General features: G+C 51.1%; 18 protein-coding genes, 1 tRNA gene and 1 pseudogene. 13 read left to right on the plus strand and 7 right to left on the minus strand.

Annotation, left to right across the window (positions count from 1 at the left end):
* Window positions 1-371: 371 nt before the first annotated feature.
* Window positions 372-956 carry a TetR/AcrR family transcriptional regulator gene (locus tag C162_RS12575; RefSeq protein ID WP_235218416.1) on the plus strand — a complete coding sequence of 195 codons (585 nt, stop codon included), beginning with the start codon at window positions 372-374 and terminating at the stop codon, window positions 954-956.
* A 40-nt stretch (window positions 957-996) separates the two neighbouring features.
* Here the strand turns inward: C162_RS12575 and C162_RS12580 are convergent, their stop codons facing one another.
* Together C162_RS12580 and C162_RS12585 are read right to left on the minus strand one after the other, a co-directional pair.
* Window positions 997-1,845 carry a hypothetical protein gene (locus tag C162_RS12580; RefSeq protein ID WP_036694808.1) on the minus strand — a complete coding sequence of 283 codons (849 nt, stop codon included), beginning with the start codon at window positions 1,843-1,845 and terminating at the stop codon, window positions 997-999.
* Between the two features lie 42 nt (window positions 1,846-1,887).
* Window positions 1,888-2,487: a phosphatidylglycerophosphatase A family protein gene (locus C162_RS12585; protein WP_036694809.1), complete on the minus strand. Its 600-nt coding sequence runs from the start codon at window positions 2,485-2,487 to the stop codon at window positions 1,888-1,890.
* Between the two features lie 263 nt (window positions 2,488-2,750).
* On the opposite strand from C162_RS12585, the gene C162_RS12590 reads away from it, so the two are divergent.
* The 8 genes from C162_RS12590 (at window position 2,751) to C162_RS12625 (ending at window position 11,655) form a co-directional block, all read left to right on the plus strand.
* Window positions 2,751-3,872, plus strand: coding sequence for a GerMN domain-containing protein (locus C162_RS12590; protein WP_036694811.1), 1,122 nt, complete (start codon window positions 2,751-2,753; stop codon window positions 3,870-3,872).
* A 192-nt stretch (window positions 3,873-4,064) separates the two neighbouring features.
* Complete coding sequence (gene rph, locus C162_RS12595) at window positions 4,065-4,823, plus strand: ribonuclease PH (RefSeq protein ID WP_036694812.1); 759 nt, start codon at window positions 4,065-4,067, stop codon at window positions 4,821-4,823.
* 1 nt (window position 4,824) lies between these two features.
* Window positions 4,825-5,466 carry an XTP/dITP diphosphatase gene (locus C162_RS12600; RefSeq protein ID WP_036694813.1) on the plus strand — a complete coding sequence of 214 codons (642 nt, stop codon included), beginning with the start codon at window positions 4,825-4,827 and terminating at the stop codon, window positions 5,464-5,466.
* Window positions 5,467-5,952: 486 nt separating this feature from the next.
* Window positions 5,953-7,827, plus strand: coding sequence for a glycosyl hydrolase family 18 protein (locus C162_RS12605; protein ID WP_036694814.1), 1,875 nt, complete (start codon window positions 5,953-5,955; stop codon window positions 7,825-7,827).
* Between the two features lie 826 nt (window positions 7,828-8,653).
* Entirely contained in the window at window positions 8,654-9,088 is a 435-nt protein-coding gene (locus C162_RS12610; RefSeq protein ID WP_036694816.1) for an NfeD family protein, read from the plus strand.
* Window positions 9,088-10,023 (plus strand): SPFH domain-containing protein, encoded by a 936-nt coding sequence (locus C162_RS12615; protein ID WP_083685599.1) that lies wholly within the window; start codon window positions 9,088-9,090, stop codon window positions 10,021-10,023. Before C162_RS12610 ends, C162_RS12615 begins: the two co-directional genes overlap by 1 nt.
* A 145-nt stretch (window positions 10,024-10,168) precedes the next feature.
* Complete coding sequence (locus tag C162_RS12620; RefSeq protein WP_036694819.1) at window positions 10,169-10,627, plus strand: cupin domain-containing protein; 459 nt, start codon at window positions 10,169-10,171, stop codon at window positions 10,625-10,627.
* A gap of 191 nt (window positions 10,628-10,818) precedes the next feature.
* Entirely contained in the window at window positions 10,819-11,655 is an 837-nt protein-coding gene (locus C162_RS12625) for an aldo/keto reductase (RefSeq protein ID WP_036694820.1), read from the plus strand.
* 119 nt (window positions 11,656-11,774) lie between these two features.
* Here the strand turns inward: C162_RS12625 and C162_RS35960 are convergent, their stop codons facing one another.
* Complete coding sequence (locus C162_RS35960) at window positions 11,775-11,915, minus strand: hypothetical protein (protein ID WP_156949621.1); 141 nt, start codon at window positions 11,913-11,915, stop codon at window positions 11,775-11,777.
* Between the two features lie 369 nt (window positions 11,916-12,284).
* Between C162_RS35960 and ltrA the strand changes: the two genes are divergently transcribed.
* Window positions 12,285-13,577, plus strand: a complete 1,293-nt coding sequence (ltrA, locus tag C162_RS12630; protein ID WP_036694821.1) for a group II intron reverse transcriptase/maturase — start codon at window positions 12,285-12,287, stop codon at window positions 13,575-13,577.
* A 200-nt stretch (window positions 13,578-13,777) separates the two neighbouring features.
* On the opposite strand, the gene asnB is transcribed toward ltrA, so the two are convergent.
* On the minus strand, window positions 13,778-15,622 hold the full coding sequence (asnB, locus tag C162_RS12635) for an asparagine synthase (glutamine-hydrolyzing) (RefSeq protein ID WP_036694822.1): 1,845 nt from the start codon (window positions 15,620-15,622) through the stop codon (window positions 13,778-13,780).
* A gap of 148 nt (window positions 15,623-15,770) precedes the next feature.
* Between asnB and C162_RS12640 the strand changes: the two genes are divergently transcribed.
* The 3 genes and pseudogenes from C162_RS12640 (at window position 15,771) to C162_RS12650 (ending at window position 18,267) form a co-directional block, all read left to right on the plus strand.
* Window positions 15,771-16,127, plus strand: a complete 357-nt coding sequence (locus C162_RS12640; protein ID WP_036694823.1) for a hypothetical protein — start codon at window positions 15,771-15,773, stop codon at window positions 16,125-16,127.
* Between the two features lie 187 nt (window positions 16,128-16,314).
* Window positions 16,315-16,388: transfer RNA gene (locus tag C162_RS12645), tRNA-Arg, on the plus strand.
* Window positions 16,389-16,819: 431 nt separating this feature from the next.
* Window positions 16,820-18,267, plus strand: a pseudogene (locus tag C162_RS12650) (IS1182 family transposase).
* A gap of 271 nt (window positions 18,268-18,538) precedes the next feature.
* Here the strand turns inward: C162_RS12650 and C162_RS34345 are convergent.
* The 3 genes from C162_RS34345 to C162_RS12670 form a co-directional block, all read right to left on the minus strand.
* Window positions 18,539-19,141 (minus strand): DUF1906 domain-containing protein, encoded by a 603-nt coding sequence (locus C162_RS34345; protein WP_051493435.1) that lies wholly within the window; start codon window positions 19,139-19,141, stop codon window positions 18,539-18,541.
* Window positions 19,142-19,329: 188 nt separating this feature from the next.
* Window positions 19,330-19,887, minus strand: coding sequence for a hypothetical protein (locus C162_RS12665; protein ID WP_036694824.1), 558 nt, complete (start codon window positions 19,885-19,887; stop codon window positions 19,330-19,332).
* 252 nt (window positions 19,888-20,139) lie between these two features.
* A complete protein-coding gene (locus C162_RS12670; protein WP_036694826.1) occupies window positions 20,140-20,361 on the minus strand; it encodes a hypothetical protein in 222 nt (73 codons plus the stop codon).
* Between the last annotated feature and the right edge of the window lie 176 nt (window positions 20,362-20,537).

Here is a 20,537-nt window from a genome sequence, read left to right on the forward strand (position 1 = left end):
GAAGTGAAAATGAAGAGCACAAGTGCACCTGAATTAGCCGAAAGCGGGCGGGAAGCGTGAATGAAGAGCACAAGTGCACCTGAATTAGCCAAAAGTCGGCGGGGAGTCTGAATGAAGAGCACAAGTGCACCTGAATTAGCCGAAAGCGGGCGGGAAGCGTGAATGAAGAGCACAAGTACACCTGAATTAGCCGAAAGCGGGCGGGAAGCGTGAATGAAGAGCACAAGTGCACCTGAATTAGCCAAAAGTCGGCGATAGGCGAAAATGAAGAGCACAAGTGCCCCTGAATTTTACACGCCTGTTGTTTTTTGAACAACTGTTAAATATAATGAATGCAACTATAGTGCTCAGGCGAAGGAGAGGTAACAGGGATGGCGGTGGACAGGCGGATCGGGAAGACGCGGGAGGCTATTTTTAAGGCGTTTATTAGTCTGATGGAAGAGAAGGGCTTTGAGCAGATTACGGTACATGAGATTGCGGAGCGGGCTAATGTCAGCAGAGGGACTATCTATCTGCATTTTGTAGACAAATATGATCTGCTGGATCAGTGTGTTGAGAAGGAAATGACGGAGCTGCGTGACCGCTGTATGGGCGTCCAGGAGAATCTGGATTTCACCTCTTCCGGTCCTCTGCTGCGTACGGCTGAGTATGTGGAGCAGCATGCCACCGTCTTCATTACATTAATTAATAACAGCGGCATTCCTGCCTTAAGAAGCCGTCTGCATGCAATGCTGATGGAAGGACTGGCGGAGCAGATCGATATGGATGGTGTGAACCGGGGGATGAACAAGGAGATGTTGCTGCATTTTATGGCCTCTGCTGCTGTGGGAGTCATGGAATGGTGGATTACACACTCGCTGCCTATTTCGGCCAAAAAGCTGATAGAGGATATCACTATCCTCCTCGATCGCAATCAGATGGGACCGCAGCCGTTGGACGCTCTGCCTAGACAATGAGCTGCCGGTGTCGTCCAGCGGCCTGCGATTATTCCCATTCTTAAGAATCCGGCTGAATCACCTTCATCTTGGACGGGTTGTTGATTTTGTATTTGACCGGATGCTGGGAGAGCTTCTTGGCTACAATCTTCGCTTCAAAAGAAACGGGGTCGCCCTCCTTAAGCTCCAGCTTCTTCAGCGTGGCACTGTGGCTTGACCAGACTTCGTCAATGGCCAGCTCATGCCCTTCTATCACTACATTGTCATAGATAATTACTTCATCATCGTTATCTGAAAAGTGGTTGGGAACGGTCGTGAATTCTTTGACAACCGCTGTAACCTTGAGCTTGTCTTCCGGCAGCTGCAGGGCGGGCTTCTTTTTGGAGGCGGCCGGCTTACGCGGCTTCTCTGCAGGAGCCGCTGTCTCCGCAACACTCACGCCTTCCGCAGCATCAGCACTCCCACTCTCTAAACGCTCCGCAGCATCGCCCCCCGCAGCACCAACACTTCCCGTACCCTCCACATCAGCCTCACCGCGAACCTCGGCATCACCCTCAACCGGCTGGTTCTTCAGCAACCCGGCTTCTCCGGCAGCTTCTGCCGGGTCCTCGGACCGTGCATCCGCCGCCGCCTGCGCGCGCTGGCCGAAGCTGGCGGTCTGCATTTCTTTGAGATAGGCCGGGTGGATACAATGCTGCTGCTTATTCTCGAACTGGACCACCACCGTCTGATTATCCACGAACCCTACAATTTCACAAGGCAGGGTCAGGCCCTGCCGCTTGTACAGATAAGTCTTGACCCGGGTGGCTGACCCGGGCAGAAGATTCCATTCCTTGCACCGCTCAATCCGCTCATCCTCACTCTCGAACTCCTGGACAGCCAGCGGCTCCACTACGAACGAATAGGTCATGCACACTTCGCACCTTTCCTGTTATAAATAATTGCTCTCGGCTTATTCCGGCAACGTCTCCTCCAGCCGGCTGCGCCGTGCAGCCTCTTCCGCGTCCTCCGGGGCGTGGGGCAGACCCAGCTCCTGCTCACGTTCCGCCTGCTTGCGGTGGGCAATCCGGCTGCTCGCCGCTGCGGCTACAGCCCCTACGATATCATCCAGATAGGTATGGATCTGGCCGGTGGTTTTGTCATTCAGCCTCTCCAGTACACCCGGCTTGAGCTTGTCCACGTAACCATAGTTGGTGAAGCCGATACTGCCATATACATTAACGATCGAGAAGGCGAGAATCTCGTCTACCCCGTACAATCCTTCATCGTTCTCAATCATATCCTGCAGCGGCGAGAACAGTTTGCCCTCCTCCGCCAGTACATCGAGCTGGATGCCGGTCAGCACCGCATTTTGCACCTCACGCTTGCTGAGTACCATCTCAACGTTATGAATACATTCCTCCATGGTCAGGCCCGGATAGTATTTCTTTTGCAGCATCATGACAAGCTCGGCAATCTCCTCCAGGGTGACCCCGCGCTTGTGCAGCCAGTACCGGGTCGCTTCGGCAACGGCTTTGCTGTTGAGGCTGTAAGGAATTTTGGCATCAGTCATAGGAAGTCCTCCATTCGTGAGTCGGATGTGATTTGGGTATGTACTAAATTGTACGCAAGCGGCAGACCGATGTCCAGAAACGTCCGGATTTGTATCCCGCAGGCAGGCTGAGCTTGGATGAACACAGCAGTGTCCGCCCCCAAGCAAGGGGTCCGGCAGAACTTCTGTAATTTAGGATAAGCTGTTGTTATTTTTTGGAGACAGGGCTCGTATACATAGCAGTACAAACTGATCTTAACGCTTGAAAGGGGTAATGAAGATTGATGAAACCAGTGAAACACCTCCGCGGGGCATCTGCGGCTTGCCTGCTGGCCGTTCCGCTTGTGCTCTCCGGCTGCAGTCTGTTCGGTTCAGAATCCGCTGCTGTGGACCCGCCTCCCGCCGCCGTAGAAGCGCAAATGCTGCAAGTGAGCGGGGAAGATACGCTGGATACCGGGGTATTCGGACCGGCCTCCATGGATGAGACGGATCTGTCTGCCGGGGTGAAAGATACCGGTGCGCCTGCTGTAGCCGGTGAGCGGACCACTGTGTATCTGGAGGATCAGAACGGTCTGCTGGCTCCGGTGGCTCTGTCTTTTCCGAAAAGCGAGGACACAGTCATGCTGAAGAATTCCCTCACGGCACTGGTCAGCAAGGGGGATTACGCATCTGCACTGCCTAAGGGCTTCCAAGGCGTACTGCCCGCAGGGACGGAAGTGAAACAGGTGTCGGTCGGCCAGGACCATGTCGCCATTGTTGAATTCAACTCGGCTTTTAACGACTACGATCCTGCAGATGAACGCAAAATTCTCGAAGCACTGACCTGGACACTGACCGGGCAGGATGACATCAAGGGAGTACAGCTCTGGGTCGATGGCAAAAAACTGACTGAAATGCCGCTGCAAGGCACACCGCTGGACCGCCCGCTGGCCCGTACGATGGGCATTAACCTGCCGAAGCATAACGCACTGATGATGAATTCCAGCGCAGTTACAGTCTATTTCGCAGCAGCCTCACTGGATGGTGGCCATCAGTATTATGTTCCGGTTACCCGGTTTGTACCCGCTGGCGGGGATACGGTGAAGGCGGCGCTGAGCGAGCTGATTGCCGGACCGCAGTCCGAGAACGGTCTGGAGATGGTCATGACGCAGGGAACGGTGGTCGATTCCGTAAAAGCAGGGCAGAACGGAGTGGTTACCGTATCGCTGACCGATGATATGTTCGATGGCAGCACAAGCATTCCTGAGGAGATGCTGGAGTCGGTTGTGCTGACGGTGGCCCAGAATACAGATGATTCGCTGGTACAGATCCGCCTGAATGGCAAGGATACCGTTACGGGCACCAATAACGTCGATTACGGCCAGCCTGTCTCCGCGCCGGAATATGTCAACGAGCTGCCGCTTTAGAGCGAATCCCCCCGGCTTAAAAAGATGCTTTTGTGCCTACTCTTTGATAGAATAAAGTATTGTTCATCCGAATAACGGGTCAGGAGCAGCGGTGCCGTTCTCTTCCATAGGGGGCGGCACCCGTTTCTGCGTATAAGATACGGATGAATGTATACACAAACTTCGCGCTATACGATGTAGGAGGCAGAAAAGATGAGATCAAACGGACGCAACGAAGATCAGCTCCGGCCAATAACGATAACGACCCAGACCAACAAATATGCAGAAGGCTCCGTCATCATTGAGATGGGAGATACCAAGGTCATCTGTACGGCAACCGTGGATGAGAAGGTCCCGCCGTTTCTGAAAGGACAAGGCAAGGGCTGGGTAACCGCCGAATATTCGATGCTTCCCCGCGCGACCCAGACCCGCAACCAGCGTGAAGCCGCGCGCGGCAAGCTGACCGGGCGGACCATGGAGATCCAGCGTCTGATCGGACGGGCCTTGCGTTCGGTGGTGAATTTGCAGGCGCTCGGCGAACGCAGTATTACGCTGGACTGTGATGTGATTCAAGCGGACGGGGGAACGCGGACGGCTTCGATCACGGGCGCTTTTGTAGCGATGGCCTTCGCCATGAACAAGCTTGCCCTCCAGAATAAGCTGACGGTCTTCCCGATTACGGACTACCTGGCAGCCATCAGTGTGGGGGTTGTCGGCGACAAGACACTGCTCGATCTGAATTATGAAGAGGATTCCAAGGCGAAGGTGGATATGAACGTGGTTATGACGGGCGGCGGTGCTTTCGTTGAGGTTCAGGGCACAGGCGAAGAGCGGCCATTTACCCGACAGGAGCTTGACCAGCTGCTGGGTCTTGGAGAGAAGGGGATCTACGAGCTGATCGCTGTGCAAAAAGAAGTCCTTGGCGCCATCGCGCTCAAAATCCCTGCCGGCCAGACCGGCCAAGAGGTGTAGGATGAAATCCGGCAGCGGAATTCTGATTGTCGCAACGAAGAACAAAGGCAAGGTGCGGGAGTTCCAGCATGCCTTTGCTCCCCTGGGACTCACGGTCAAAAGCATGTATGACTACCCGGATCTGCCGGATGTAGTCGAGGACGGGGCCACTTTTGCCGAGAATGCCTTCAAGAAATCACGCGCAGTAGGGAATGCCCTTGGACTGCCGGTGCTGGCAGACGATTCCGGGCTCTGCGTAGAGGCGCTGGACGGAAGCCCCGGCGTGTATTCGGCCCGCTATGCTGGTGAAGCAGCGGATGATGAGGCGAATAATCTGAAGCTGATGAGCGAGCTGGAGCGGCTGAAGCAGGGGGAGGATACCGGACAGCCGCTGCTGAGTCCCGCCCGGTTTGTCTGTGCCCTGTCGCTCTATGATCCGGCGGACGGCCGGGAATGGACGGCTGAGGGTACGGTCGAAGGCTGGATTACCTCGGAGCCTGCGGGCGGCGGCGGTTTCGGCTATGACCCGCTGTTCTATCTTCCGGAATACGAGAAGACGATGGCTGAGCTGACGCTTGCGGAGAAGCAGGCGATCAGCCACCGCGGGACGGCGCTGCGGCGTCTGACCGAGAAGCTTGCTGCCGCGCAGAGCGGCGGTCAATAGAAGATTTGGATACTGTAGAAGCAGCCCGTAAGCAGAATATGCTTAGGGCTGCTTCTTTTTTTAGATAATAATCCCCCCTGATTATGGAAATTTATCCCTAGCATATCCTCCGGCTTTGTATGAGAATAAGAGTTGACTTCACCCCTTCGCAGATCCTGCATCCTCCCGCAAAATCGCCGCAAACTACCCACCCTGCCCTGTACCAGACAACAACGTAGGCCTCAGCGGAGCGAGTGATCCGTATGCTGATGAACTGCGCTTTTTTTGAGCTGTATAACTATTCTACCAGTCAGACTGCCAGGAATTTAATAGTTTCACAGGGTGAAGGTCAAGGCCAATCGGGTCCGGGAGGTGAACGCTGAGCTTTCTCATTCTCATTCGCGGCAAGGGAAGAACGGTCACTTAATATCCTTGATGGCAGAGGCGCATGTATGTCCATGAAGCAGGCTTACAGGTTATGCATTGAACCGGGGAGGTAATCACGAAATGGCCTTTATCAAAAGAAAATCCTTTGTGCTTGGCTTGGCGGCAGTTCTTTTCCTTACTCTTTTTTCGGCTTTTGGTGCAAATAGCAGAACTGTTCAGGCAGCCGGTGACTACAAGATTGTCGGCTACTATGCTTCATGGGCCGCCTACGGGCGGGCTTATAATGTAACGGATATCGATCCTGGCAAAATGAATGTCATCAACTATGCCTTTGCCGACATCTGCTGGAACGGAATACACGGCAATCCTGACCCGACCGGGCCGAATCCGGTCACCTGGTCCTGCCAGAACGAGCAGGGGCAGGCGATCAGCGTGCCCAATGGCACCGTAGTGCTGGGTGATCCCTGGATCGATGCCCAGAAAAGCTTCGGCGATGACAAATGGGATGACCCGATCAAGGGGAATCTGAAGCAGCTCTGGAAGCTGAAGGAGAAGAATCCGAGCCTGAAGACGATGATCTCCGTCGGGGGCTGGACCTGGTCCAACCGCTTCTCGGATGTGGCTGCCACGGCGGCAACCCGTGAGGTGTTCGCCAATTCCTCCGTGGATTTCATCCGCAAATACAAGATGGACGGTGTCGATCTGGACTGGGAATACCCGGTTAGCGGCGGACTTGCGGGCAATAGCTACCGTCCTGAGGATAAGCAGAACTACATCCTGCTGCTCCAAAAGATCCGGGAGAAGCTGAATGCCGCCGGAGCTGCTGACGGCAAAACGTATCTGCTGACCATTGCCTCCGGTGCAGGCCCCACTTACATCCAGAATAACAATCTCAGCGGAATCGCCGCTGTGGTCGACTGGATCAACATTATGACCTACGACTTTAACGGCAGTTGGAACCCCACTACGGGCCATAATGCGCCGCTGTATTATGACCCGGCAGCCGCATCTTCAGGGTTGACCGAGCCGGCGAATTATAACATCGACAAGGCGGTGACCAGCTATCTGAGTGCAGGCGTACCGGCTAATAAGCTGGTGCTCGGCATGCCGTTCTACGGCAGGGGCTGGGGAGGTGCCCCTGCTGCGGGGAACGGGCAATATCAGGTATCTGCCGGGATATCCTCCACCGGAACCTGGGAGAAGGGCAACTACGATTTCAATGATTTGGAAGCGAACTACATTAACAAGAACGGTTATACCCGTTACTGGAACAACACCTCCAAGGTTCCTTATCTCTACAACCCGTCCAACCAGACCTTCATCAGCTATGATGATGCCGAATCCATCGGGTACAAAGCGACCTACCTGAAATCCAAGGGTCTGGCCGGAGCGATGTTCTGGGAGACCAGCGGCGACCGCAACAAGACGCTGCAGACCAAGCTCAGTGCAGAGCTGAGTGGCGGGGTGGTGACCCCAACGGCTACGCCGGTCCCGACCGCTACAGTCGCACCGACCGCGACGGTGAAGCCATCAGCTACGCCGACTGCGACAGTGGCACCGACGGCCACGCCGGGGCAATGCTCTACGGCAGCCTGGAGTTCCACTGCTGTGTATACACAGGGCCAGCAAGTTTCCTATGGCGGGCTGATCTATCAGGCCCAGTGGTGGACGCAGGGAGACCGGCCGGATCTCAGCGGTGCTTTCGGGGTGTGGCGGGTGACCGGTACCTGCGGTAACGCTACTCCGCAGCCAACAGTTACGCCACTCCCGACAGGAAGCCCTTCGGCTACGCCGACAATAGCGCCAACGTCTACTCCTGTAGTTACGCCAGTCCCTTCGGCTACACCAGGCGCTGCTGCCTGGAAAGCGGGTACCGCTTATAGTGTTGGCAGTATCGTAACTTACAACGGGCAATCCTACACCTGCCTGCAGGCGCATACCGCCCTTGCCGGCTGGGAGCCGAATGTCACTCCTGCGCTCTGGAAGCTGAACTAAGGCGAGCGGACAGCAGCCCGGCAGGAGGAATACAGGAAGAGGCTGACAATAGCGCATGATTATGCCTAAGCATAGAAGAAGGAACGGTGCCGGCTTTAAGCTGGCGCCGTTTTTTAGAATGATACGTTGCTACAAGCGGTCCTGTTTGTTTAGTCTGCTTGTTATTATGAATAGTGAGCGGACACAGTTGGAAAAAAGGCATTTAATTTCGCTGAAACGTAGTCCTTGAAGGAAGCAGTTGGAAAAAGTACAGTTAAGCCGCCGAAATCTCTCGATTCACGAGAAAACGGACCGATTTAGTGTTGTTTTTCCAATTATCTTCTATATGTTTCATAATGAACCTTAATTAGGTGTACAATATCCACCTGCTTCATCCGCCGCGCTCGAAACCGAACAGATAAGTAACTTCAAGTTGTCGCAACAATCCGGTATTATTGTCCAGTGTAATTGTTCAATGTAATCATTCCGCCGAAACTATTCACCCACCCGTCAAGCCCCTCACCGCTTCACTCCCCGCAGAATCTCAGATTCCCGTCCCAGCATGGTGGTTTGCACCATATTTATAGCTGATTCCGTGCCTTGGAGGTTTTGGAAGCAGGATTTCCGGGTACGGAATTATGTTTAGTGAGTTTTTTAAGCTTCGATTGGATATATTTATGTTTAAATACAATTTAGCCGTCCTGTATCCTGCTTAAGGTTCATAAGCTTCCACAGGCTGAAATATAATGAACAGACAGGCGGCTGTCCCGGCCTCCAAAAATTTTGTGAAACGTGATGCCGATTATTTCGTTATAGTAGTATATAGCGGAAGGTGGTGGGTTCACCAATGAGTATGTGGGTATTATGGTTGATTGCCGCTGGCGTCTTGTTTGTTGTAGAGATGTTTACGTTTACATTCTATTTGTTATGGCTTAGCCTGGGAGCCTTGGCTGCCGGACTGGTTGCGCTTGTGCTGCCGGATGCATGGCTGCTGCAGGTCGTAGCGGGTTCACTGTTAGCCCTGGCCCTGACGTTCTTCACCAAACCATTGTCTGAGCGGCTGCGCAATGCGCGGGGCTTCAAGGATACGGGTACCGAGATTATCGGCAGGCAAGGTCTGGTCGTTGAACCGATTGAGCCTGGCCGTTATGGGCAGGTCAAGATTGGCGGCGATACATGGAGTGCAACCTCTACAGTGGCATTGGGCAAAGGCCAGCAGGTAATTGTAGTAAGAAGAAGCACGACCATTATTGAAGTAGAACGATGGGGGGATATGTACTAATGGAATTGATAATTATCGGAATTATTATTGTTGTTGTCGTAGTATTTATCGCAATGACGATCAAGATTGTCCCGCAGCAAAGAGTTGGAGTGGTAGAGCGTCTGGGTAAATTCCACCGCCTGCTCACACCAGGTCTGAATATTCTGATTCCGGTCATTGATCAAGTGCGGGTCTATCATGATCTGCGGATTCAACAGGCGAATGTACCGCCGCAGACGGTAATCACGAAGGATAACGTACAGGTGCAGATCGATACGATTATCTTCTATCAGGTAGTGGGTCCGGAAGAAGCAACGTACGGTATCTCCGATTATGTGTATGGGGTACGGAATATCTCCACAGCCACCATGCGTCAGATTATCGGTAAGCTGGAGCTGGATGAAACCTTGTCCGGCCGTGAAAAAATCTCCTCCGACATCCGTCTCGCGCTGGATGAAGCGACAGAGAAGTGGGGCGTGCGCATTGAGCGTGTCGAAGTTATTGACATCAAGCCGCCGCTTGATATCCAGGAAGCCATGGACAAACAGATGAAGGCCGAACGTAGCAAGCGTGCGATTGTCCTGGAGGCGGAAGCCGCCAAGCAGGATATGATCCTTCGTGCCGAAGGGGATAAGCAGAGTAAGATCCTGAAGGCGGAAGGGGATAAGGAAGCCCGCATCCGTCAGGCGGAAGGTCTCGGTCAGGCACAGGAGCTGGAAGCCCTCGGCCAGGCCAAGGCGATCGAAGCTGTGGCGATGGCCGAGAAGGCCCGGATTGCCATGATTGCCAGCGCTGGACTGGATGAAAGAGTGCTGGCTTATCAGTCTTTTGAAGCTTTGACTGACATCTCCAAGGGACCTGCGAACAAAATATTCCTGCCGACTAGTGCGGTGGAGACGCTGGGCAGCCTGGGAGCGATTGCAGAAGTATTCAAGGCTAGCAAAGAAGGCAAATAAGCGTAAGACAATTTACAATTGCTGCCGTATCCGTTACAGTTAATAACACAATCAGGCCGAGGCTTAGCAGGTACTCTTGTACCTCTTAAGCCTTTGCTTATGAAGACTGTTTTGCCGCTGTGCAAGACTTGAAGGAGAAGAACCCATGACGCAAAAAGAAATTTCCCCGCTCGTAGAAACCTTGGGGCTACAGCCCCACGTGGAAGGCGGATGGTACAAGAGACTGTGGAATTCTCCCTTTGAGATTCCTCAGGACACGCTGGGCGAGGCTTATTCGGGCCCGCGCGCGTCAGCTTCATCGATTTATTTCCTGCTTCATGCTGACGAGACTTCGGACTTTCATACTGTGCTGTCCTCCGAAATCTGGCTGTATCATTCCGGCAGCCCGATCGTGCTTAGTCTGGGAGGCAACGGCGCAGAGCCGGAGAACGTAACGGAGGTTATTCTGGGTCTGGATATCGCTGCGGGCCAGCAGCCGCAGGTAGTGATTCCTCCCGGTGTATGGCAGGCCGCACGTCCGCTAGGCGAAGAACCGTCACTCGTCTCCTGCATCGTGTCTCCAGAGTTCCATTTTGACGATTTCAAGCTGATTGACAAGAAATAAGTGGGTTATGTAATGGAGTGCGGCCGGGAAGGGGCTGTACTCCATTTTCGTACATAAGAGGCATACAATCTTCACGATTTGGCAACCTATTCGCTGTAACGGTGAACGGATTTCACAATCGGATGATTATGAGAGCGGTAATACGGTTAAGGAAGCTTGTTGAATTCAAATTAGGCTTGGAGGGTATCGATATGAGTGAAAAGAACGCACCATTTACAGGCGGGCCTACCCTGAACGATGGAGTGACCATGCCGTGGCTGGGTCTTGGCGTATGGCAGACCAAGGATGGCGAAGAGGTTATCCGCGCGGTGAAGTCTGCGGTGGAGACGGGGTATCGCAGTATTGATACGGCTGCCGGCTATAACAATGAAGAGGGTGTGGGGCAGGCGATCCGTGAATGCGGAGTCCCCCGGGAAGAGCTGTTTATTACCACCAAGGTCCACAACCCGGATCAGGGGTATGAATCGACACTGAAGGCTTTTGAAGTCAGCCGCAAGAAGCTGGGCCTGGAGCAGGTAGATTTGTATTTGATCCACTGGCCGGTAGCCGGCAAATATAAAGAAACCTGGAAAGCGCTGATTCATCTGCAAAAGGAAGGGCTGGTTAAGTCCATCGGGGTGAGCAACTTCCAGACGCATCATCTGGAGGACATCATCGAGGACAGCGGAGTGGTCCCGGTGGTGGACCAGGTGGAATTCCATCCGCTGCTGACCCAGCGTGAATTGCTGAAGTATGCACGGAAGCATGATATCCAGCTGGAAGCCTGGAGTCCGCTCATGCAGGGGAATCTGGACCTGCCGCTGCTGAAGGAACTGGCAGAGCGTTACGGCAAGACGGCAGCACAGATTGTTCTGCGCTGGGATCTGCAGCAGGGTGTCATCACCATTCCGAAGTCGGTCCATCAGGAGCGGATTATCGAGAACGCCGGATTCTTCGACTTCACACTCAGCGATGAGGATGTTAAGGCCATAGAGGAGCTGAATCAGAACCACCGCTTCGGCCCGGACCCGGATAATTTTAATTTCTAGGGTTCAGATAGATTGATGAAGATATTGCTATACAAGAGGTGCCCTCCAGAATGTGTGCTGTACATTCTGGGCGGGCACCTTTTTCAAAATATAAGGCGTGCCCAGAAAGCGCGTATCTTCTAACCGGTGAAAGTCCGGTCACGGGAGGGGCCAAGCCCCCGTGTAGCTAGGATGCCTGCGTACGGCGAAATCCGTGCGTAGAAGCGCATCGACAAAAGTCCGGTCAGAGACAGGGCGAGCAACCCGCCAGGCCGTAACATGAAGTGAATCCTGCCGCGTCGTCATAAAGGCCCCGCAAGGGGGAAGAGAGGAAGTCGAACCTCGCTTATATGGGTGAAGACCATGGAAGCTGCAGAGAACTTGGAACGGCAGTGAAGAATCCTCCGGCGTATGGGGATCGGCATGGAAGGAAAGAAGACATAGTGAACTGGGGAGACCCTCCCCCACACGGGAGGATTTTTTTTTTTAGAAACCCGTAAAAAGACGCTCTATAAGTCCAAAAGATGAAATGAACCGTCTGTGGGAAGGGAGTCCGAGGGGCTCATAGTACCGAGGAACCTAAGGACAACATAACCTTAGGGAGAGAAGGAGCCCTGCTTTGTTTATGCTTTTGGAGGAGGTACGAGTGAGTGAATGCCAGTAGGCTAACGACACCTAAGGAAAAAGTTCAAGAACTCCAAGAAAAGCTAGGTCATGCGGCCAAGGAGAACAACAAGCGTAAATTCCATGCACTGTACGACAAAGTCTACCGCTGGGATGTGCTGAGTGAAGCCTGGAAACGGGTGAAAGCGAACAAGGGGGCTGCCGGAGTAGATACGGTGACGCTCGCGGATATTGAGAAACAAGGAGAAGTGCAATTTCTCAAAGACTGCGAGCGAGCATTAAAGGATGGTAACTACCACCCACAGCCCGTACGGCGGCACTATATCCCAAAGAAAGACGGGAAACCAAGACCGCTGGGCATACCCAGCGTGCGCGACCGAGTGGTGCAGATGGCAACCAAACTCGTCATTGAACCGATCTTCGAAGCGGATTTCGAAGAAGTATCCTTCGGATTTCGCCCGAAGCGAAGTGCGAAAGGAGCACTGGATCGAATCCGGAAAGCCTGCAACCGCAAAGGAAATTGGGTAGTCGACGTCGACATCCAAGGTTACTTCGACAATATTAACCAGGAGAAACTGATGAAATTGGTACAAATGCGTATCAATGACAGACGAATCCTGAAGTTAATCCGGAAGTGGCTTCAGGCGGGAGTCATGGAAGAAGGAAACGTAAGACGTTCCGATTTAGGCACACCACAAGGTGGAGTGATCTCACCACTTTTGGCGAACATCTATCTGAACTATTTTGACCGACTGTGGGAAAAACACGGGAAAGGAGTAGGTGAACTCACGAGGTATGCAGACGATCTTGTGGTGGTCTGTAAAACTAAAAAGGACGCCGGACATGCGTATGAACTCATACGCAGAATCATGGAACGTCTGGAGCTGACGCTACACCCAACCAAAACCCGTATTGTCGGCTTATGGACAGGAGACGAAGGATTCGACTTCTTAGGAATGCACCACCGGAAAAAGAAGGCAGAAACATCCCAAGGCAAGGTGTATTACACCACGCAGCAGTGGCTAACGAAGAAGGCGGAGGAACGAATTCGAGGCGTGGTTAAAGAAAGATTAGCACCGCCCAGCATGCGTTCGAAATCGTTTGCGGAACACGTGGAATGGCTCAATCCCAAGATTCAAGGATGGAGAAACTACTATTACACAAAGTACAGCCAAAAGAGGTTAGCAAAACTGGATTGGTATATTCTGCAACGATTTACCCGGTGGTATGCGAAGAAGAGACAACGAGGAAGATGGATGAGATCCCGGTCAGAAGTTAGATATTTGACCATCCAATATGGACTAAAAACGCTATTGTAATCTGCATGCCGATGAATGACAAACATCGGAAAGCCGTATGAGGGAAAACCTCACGTACGGTTTGATGAGGAGGGGCTGGGTTGCACCAGCCCTTTACTCTAGAATTTATAAGTTTCACTCTATAAATTATCCTTCTATTTCTCGCTGAAACGGTACCGTCCTTTAAAAGGACGGCAAAGCCGTTTCCACTTGATTTGAACTCAGCCGATCGACACATTGTATGTCTTCAGCCACAGGTTGACCTGGGCCAGATAAGCGAATAATTGCGGGCCGGACATCAGCTGGCCGAACCACGGCAGATTGGTCGAGGACTCTGGCGATGCGGCGATTTCTCTGATTTTGGCCGGATCAACGAGCGGGAGGATGGGGGAGGAGGGATCGTCCAGAATTCTCAGCACCTGTGAGCGCACCTTGTTCAGATAAGCAGGGTTATGCGTTTTGGGGTAAGGGCTTTTTTTGCGGTAGAGCACATCGTCCGGCAGTACACCCTCCAGCGCCTTGCGCAGGATGCCTTTCTCCCGGTTGCCTACCATCTTAATCTCCCATGGAATGTTAAAAACATATTGCACCAGCCGGTGGTCACAATAAGGAACGCGTACCTCGAGTCCCACGCCCATGCTCATCCGGTCCTTGCGGTCCAGCAGGGTAGGCATGAAGCGGGTAATGTTGAGATAGGACATGACACGCATCTGTGCCTGTTTGCCGGTCTCACCTTCAAGCTTCGGTACCTCAGCCACCGCATCGCTGTAACGGTCACCTAAATATTCCAGCGGACGTATCCACTCATGGATTTCCGGCGATAATAATCCAGCACGCATATGGGGGGCCACTGACCAGGGGAAGGTACCTGAAGATAACATCTCCTCGCGGTGGAACCAGGGATAGCCGCCGAAGATTTCGTCTGCTGCTTCGCCTGAGATGGCTACGGTGGCCTTCTTTTTGATCTCCTGGCAGAACAAATAGAGTGAGGAATCCACGTCGGTCATCCCCGGCAAATCGCGGGAGTATAAGGCATTATCAAGTGCGGCCACCAGCTCCGGTGTGTCAAAAGCGATAAAGTGATGGTTCGTATCCAGCTCGTCGACCATCCGCTGAATCCAGGGACCATCGGCTCCGGGCTGGAAGGTATGGCTTTTGAAATGCTTATCGTTGTCTACATAATCGACCGAGAAGGTATCGACCCGGCCCTGGCCGGTCCGCTTGTAATAATCTACGGCAAGCGCGGTCAGGGCGCTGGAATCGAGTCCGCCGGAGAGCAGCGAGCATACCGGGACATCGGAGACCAGCTGGCGCTCCAGCGTATCCTGAAGCAATTCACGCACCCGTGCTGCCGTCTCATCCACGTTATCGGTATGCTGGACACTCTCCAGCTTCCAGTAGGCATAGCTGCGGATTCCGCTGCGGCTGTAAATCATGGCATGACCGGGGCGCAGCTCGAATATATCTTTATATACCCCTTGTCCCGGAGTCCGTGCCGGACCGATAATGAAAATCTCGGCCAGACCCTCCGGCCCGACCTTCGGCTGGACGAGGGGGTGCTGCAGCAGCGCCTTGGGCTCGGACCCGAAGACGAAGACGTCATCGACTTGGCTGTAGAACAGCGGCTTCACGCCCAGACGGTCGCGGGCCAGGAATACCTGATCGCGCAAGCTGTCCCAGACGGCAAAGGCGAAGATACCATTGAGCTTCTCCGTGCAATCCGGCCCCCATTCGATGTAGGCATGCAGCAGAACCTCGGTATCGCATTCCGTGAGAAAATGATGCCCGCGCTGCTTCAGCTCTTTTTTGAGCTCAGGGGCATTATATAGCTCGCCGTTATATACTATTGCGTACAACTTATCCTCATGGCGGGCAATCATCGGCTGTGCACCGTTCTCGGGATCGATGACGCTGAGTCGGCGGTGTCCGAAGGCAATGGGCCCTGAAATCCAGGTTCCGGCTGCATCCGGTCCGCGGTTGGCTAACGTTTCGGTCATTCTGACGAGCAGTTGCGAGTGCCCTGTAAGATCACCGCGCCACTGGACAAATCCGGTTATTCCGCACATGTCTGATTCATCCTCTCTTTTGTGCGATTGTTGTCTGTCCTTTCTTTTTTGCCAAGTAATACAGATATATGCCGATTGAAGGGATAAAATGTATGTCCTTATCCGAACACTAGGGGAGAGGGAAATTTGCCAGGAGGGATGATGACAAGTGTATTACATTAAAGACGCCAAAATCCGCAGAATGACTGATTACGACGGTGCGCCTTGCGCAGAGGTTGGCGTATTGCCCGGAGCTGTGGGCGATTCCGCGCTGCTGGTGTATATTGTTGAGGATCAGCGCGAGGAGGGCTTTGAAATTGTCCGGATTCTGACGAATGATGCGGATACGGCCACCGACTGGTTCGACAATAATCTGCATGATGCCTTCCAGGACGTTACGGTCAGCGGCTTCACCGGCAGCACGGTGATGACCCCGGAGGATGAACGTTCCAAATTCCAGCGCGAGCTATTGATCTTCGGCGATCTGAAGCGGCAGCTGGGCGAGCATTTCCGGCAGGTTCCCTGAGCCCACAGCTTCCGCAGGTCATGTCCAGGCTTGACTATAGAGCAGGAGCTTTCCGTATGAGATCACGGGAAGCTTCTTAACTGGAAGAGTTTGGTCTTGCTAATTCTGGTGAATCAGGTATAATAAATAACGTTGCGTTAATACATATCTCTTCAAAAGCTTCAAATGATACAATGTTATCCTACATGTCCCGGTAGCTCAGTTGGATAGAGCATGCGCCTTCTAAGCGCACGGTCGGGGGTTCGAATCCCTTCCGGGACGTCACAACAGCAGCCTTCCTTCGGGAAGGCTGTTTTGGCGTTCGGGGGATGAGAACCGAGTCGCGTCAGCGAGGGGACGTTGGAGCATAAGCTTCGATAGGATTACTTCGCAATCAGCCCGAAAGGGCTGTATCCCTTCCGGGACGTCACAACAGCAGCCTTCCTTCGGGAAGGCTGTTTTGGCGTTCGGTGGATGAGAACCCAGTCGCATCAGCGAGGGGACGTTGGAGCATAAGCTTCGATAGGATTACTTCGCAATCAGCCCGAATGGGCTGTATCCCTTCCGGGACGTCAAAATAGCAGCCTTCCTTCGGGGAGGCCACTGAAAAAGTCCCTATAGAGTTGGAAAGGTACGGCCACTTCAGACAAATGAGGAGAGGTTGTACCCTTTTCTTATATAATGAAAGTATCTCAAGAGAAAAGGTGAGCCCATTGATCCAACTACAGCAAACACTGGTGGTCAGTCCATATATTGAACTCTATACCTTGGTCGTTCCTAAAGACAATATGCTGCGGCAAATCAATGAGCTCGTTGACTTTTCCTTTGTGTATGAGAAGCTTAAACAGAACTACTGCCTGGATAACGGAAGAAACGCAATCGACCCGATTCGGATGTTCAAGTACTTGTTGCTCAAAGCCATTTTTGAGTTATCTGACGCTGATATTGTGGAGCGGTCCAAATACGACATGTCGTTCAAGTACTTCCTGGACATGGCGCCAGAGGATTCCGTGATTGAATCCAGTTCGTTAACGAAGTTCCGAAAACTGCGATTAAAGGATCTCAATCTACTCGACATGCTGATTAACAAGACGGTTGAAATCGCAATCGAGAAGGGTGTCATCCAATGCAAAGCAATCATCGTCGATGCGACACATACGAAAGCACGTTACAACCAGAAGTCCCCGAGGGAAATCCTGCAAGACCGTTCTCGCAAACTACGGAAGGCCAATTACAAAGTGGATGAATCTCTCAAGGCCAAATTTCCGACGAAAAATACCAGCGATGTACTGGAGGACGAAATCGCCTACTGCGAGAAACTCATCGCGGTTGTGGAAGCAAAAGGCGGTGTCTATGCGCTGCCTAAGATCAAAGAACCACTGAATCTGCTTAAAAAAACGGACTCAGATGATCTTGAACAGCTTCGGATCTCGGGAGATCAAGAGGCAGAGGTCGGGCATAAAAGTGCGGATTCCTCATTTTTTGGTTACAAAACGCATATTGCCATGATCGAAGAACGAATCATTACGGCGGCGATTGTCACAACGGGTGAAAAAAATGACGGCAAGCAACTACAGAACCTGATTGGAAAAAGCAAGGCAGCTGGCATGGATGTTAGCACCGTTATTGGAGACACGGCCTATTCGGAAAAAGATAATATCGCCTATGCAAAAACAAACGAATTTGAACTTGTGGCGAAGCTGAATCCACAAATTGCGCAAGGAAGCCGTAAGAAAGAAGACGAATTTCAGTTTAACAAAGACGCAGGCATGTATGTAAAGCCGGCCACATGGCGATTCGGAAAGCGCGGTAAGGCAAAAAAGGTCGCGGTAAAAACCAAAGCGATACGTATTACTTCAACGTCGAAGAGTGCAAGAGATGTCCATTTAAAGAGGGGGGCTATACCGAATGAGCTAAAAGCAAGACGTATTCGGTAAGTATTAAATCTAGCGAGCACACGGATCAAATGGCGTTCCAAAAGAGCGAGTATTTCAAAGAGAAGGCCAAAGAACGCTACAAAATTGAAGCGAAGAACAGCGAATTGAAACACCGGCACGGGTATGATGTAGCTTCGTCCTCGGGTCTAGTTAACATGGAATTACAAGGGGCTATGGCTATTTCTACCGTGAATGTGAAACGGATATTGAAATTAAGGAAGTAAGAAACATACCCAAAGACCGGACTAGATACCGAAAAGACGACCCTATACCCAGATATTGGGAGAGGGGTCATCTTTTTTTTCGAGCACGTTACACTTTTAAAAAAACCACAAGTTTTTCAGTGGCCTCTCAGAAAGGCGGCTTCTTTTATACCCGACACGTTATGAGGCTATCCTAAAAGCTTTCTATAAGCCGGGTAGAGTGATTTTATAGTAGCGCACCATATCAAAGAAGAACAACCGCAAGCGGTTGTTCTTCTTCGTTGATCGTCTACTACAATCGCCATCCTCCAGCATTCCCGTTGCTCTCGTTTTTATCAAAATTCCCACCGCAAACGGGAGTATCGATTACATACTGATAAAGGCGTCGATTGGAATCATTCTGGCCATTGCTCCAAGCAACAGTCTGCCAACGATAAATGCCCGGAATAGATGCTCCGACTGTTGTCGTTGTTCTATATCCCCCGTAAATTCCTAGTTGATAGCCGTAGCTGTCCGTATAGGTCTTTACAATGTTCAAGTAAGGAATAATAGAATTACTCAGATCACTTGCGCTTGCGTCGTAGTCCACAGTAAAATAAATGGCCGTGCCAGAGGGCTGACCGGCAGCCACTGCTTGGTTTACAGCAGTAGCACCGTCTGCATGAGCTTGGCTACTGGTAAAGTAAGACGCTGATCTCGAATTGTACTGAAAAATGGAAATGATATAAAGACCCGCATTGGAAATGGTACGTGCTTCAGCATTTTGCAAACGACTGCTGTAATAACTAGAAGCCGCCGGTCGATAGTAGCGACCTACAAAAGTTTGACCGTTGCTAACCAAGCAATTCGCCACTGATGAACTTACTACATTTAATGTATCCACACCTGCTGCCATAATAAATTACCTCCGTCTATTTGGTATAGCAAAAACCTGAACGGGGTATGGCCTTGTGGATGTGTACCCCACACATTCCAAAGGTCAATTGGTTTTGCTTAGTTGTTACAATATCATATAACGTAACGTTACGCAATATATTAAGATAAAAAAACTATCTCTTCATAGTGAGGAGATAGTTAGAAAACTTACTCTAATGGTTCAAGCGAAGCAGCCGCTCTTTCATAATCAGCCTGAGAAATGTCTTTAGCTGACTCCATACTGAAATGCAGTCTGTCCATTTCAAAGTATAAATACGTTGCTCCATTCTCTTGAGTAATCCATTCCCCAGATACATTTTTAGAAAGCTCAACTTTTTTAGTCGAAGCAATCTCTTTAGTTGGTTTAAGTTCTTCTTTGGATTGAGTGATTGAACCTCGAATAAATACAATACGGACTTGATTGTCTTTAGCTTCAACACGATCCAGATAATCATCGACACCTAATCCTACTGTAGGGATGTAGACTTTATCTAATCCAGCTTTCTTAGCAGCTTCACTAATTTCATTTTTTTGCTCTGCTGTATAAGATAGTGGCTCTGCTTCTGCCATTCCTTCACCTTCATTATTGGTGGAATTTACATCCTGATTTTGTTCTGTTCCAAGAGTGGTTGTATTATTTGAAGATGAATTTTCATTCTGACTGCATCCTGCTAATAAAGCCCCAAATAGCAGGCCGATAACCACGACTTTCCCTTTGTAGTCCATTTAATTATCCTCCTTGTTGATTTGTCACCTCATAATAATAGACTGAACTGCTCTTTCAAAAGTTGCATAATCTTCTCATATAAGTTTCTTTTTTGAAACTCTTCACAGATCCAGCGAACTAAATCAGCAGGTTTCCCGAATTGTTGGATAAACCTTCTTTGGTATCTGGCTAATAACGGGGTACATAACGCAGTATAAACTCCGTTCAATTGAATGGAGTTTATATGCTCATAAGATACAGATAACCTAATCTCAACCGTCTTCTTTTTTATCCTGGCGAATAGCTGATTTTGATGTACTTTGATGATACGTCTTAACCATCAGATTCATCGTCTTATCAAGCTGAGCCAAGCGTTTCTCTAATCCATCCATTTGTTTGGTGAATTTGATGAGTATCGTCTGGAGAAGAATCAGAGAAAGAGCAATGGGAAATCCTACGTTTCCGATTAGCTGAACAACAGCCTGGAGATCCATAAGTAAATACCTCCCTTCTTTGGCTTTATTATATTACATAACGAAACGTTACGCTATATTTTTTAAAATAACACTTATTATATGTTACTATGATATAAAATATATGCTAAAATAGAAATAAATAATAATAGGGTGATGCGAATGGAATCGAAAGAAAAGCCTCCTAGGCTCACTGT

The organism is Paenibacillus sp. FSL R7-269 (assembly GCF_000517865.1).
GTDB lineage: Bacteria > Bacillota > Bacilli > Paenibacillales > Paenibacillaceae > Paenibacillus_AQ.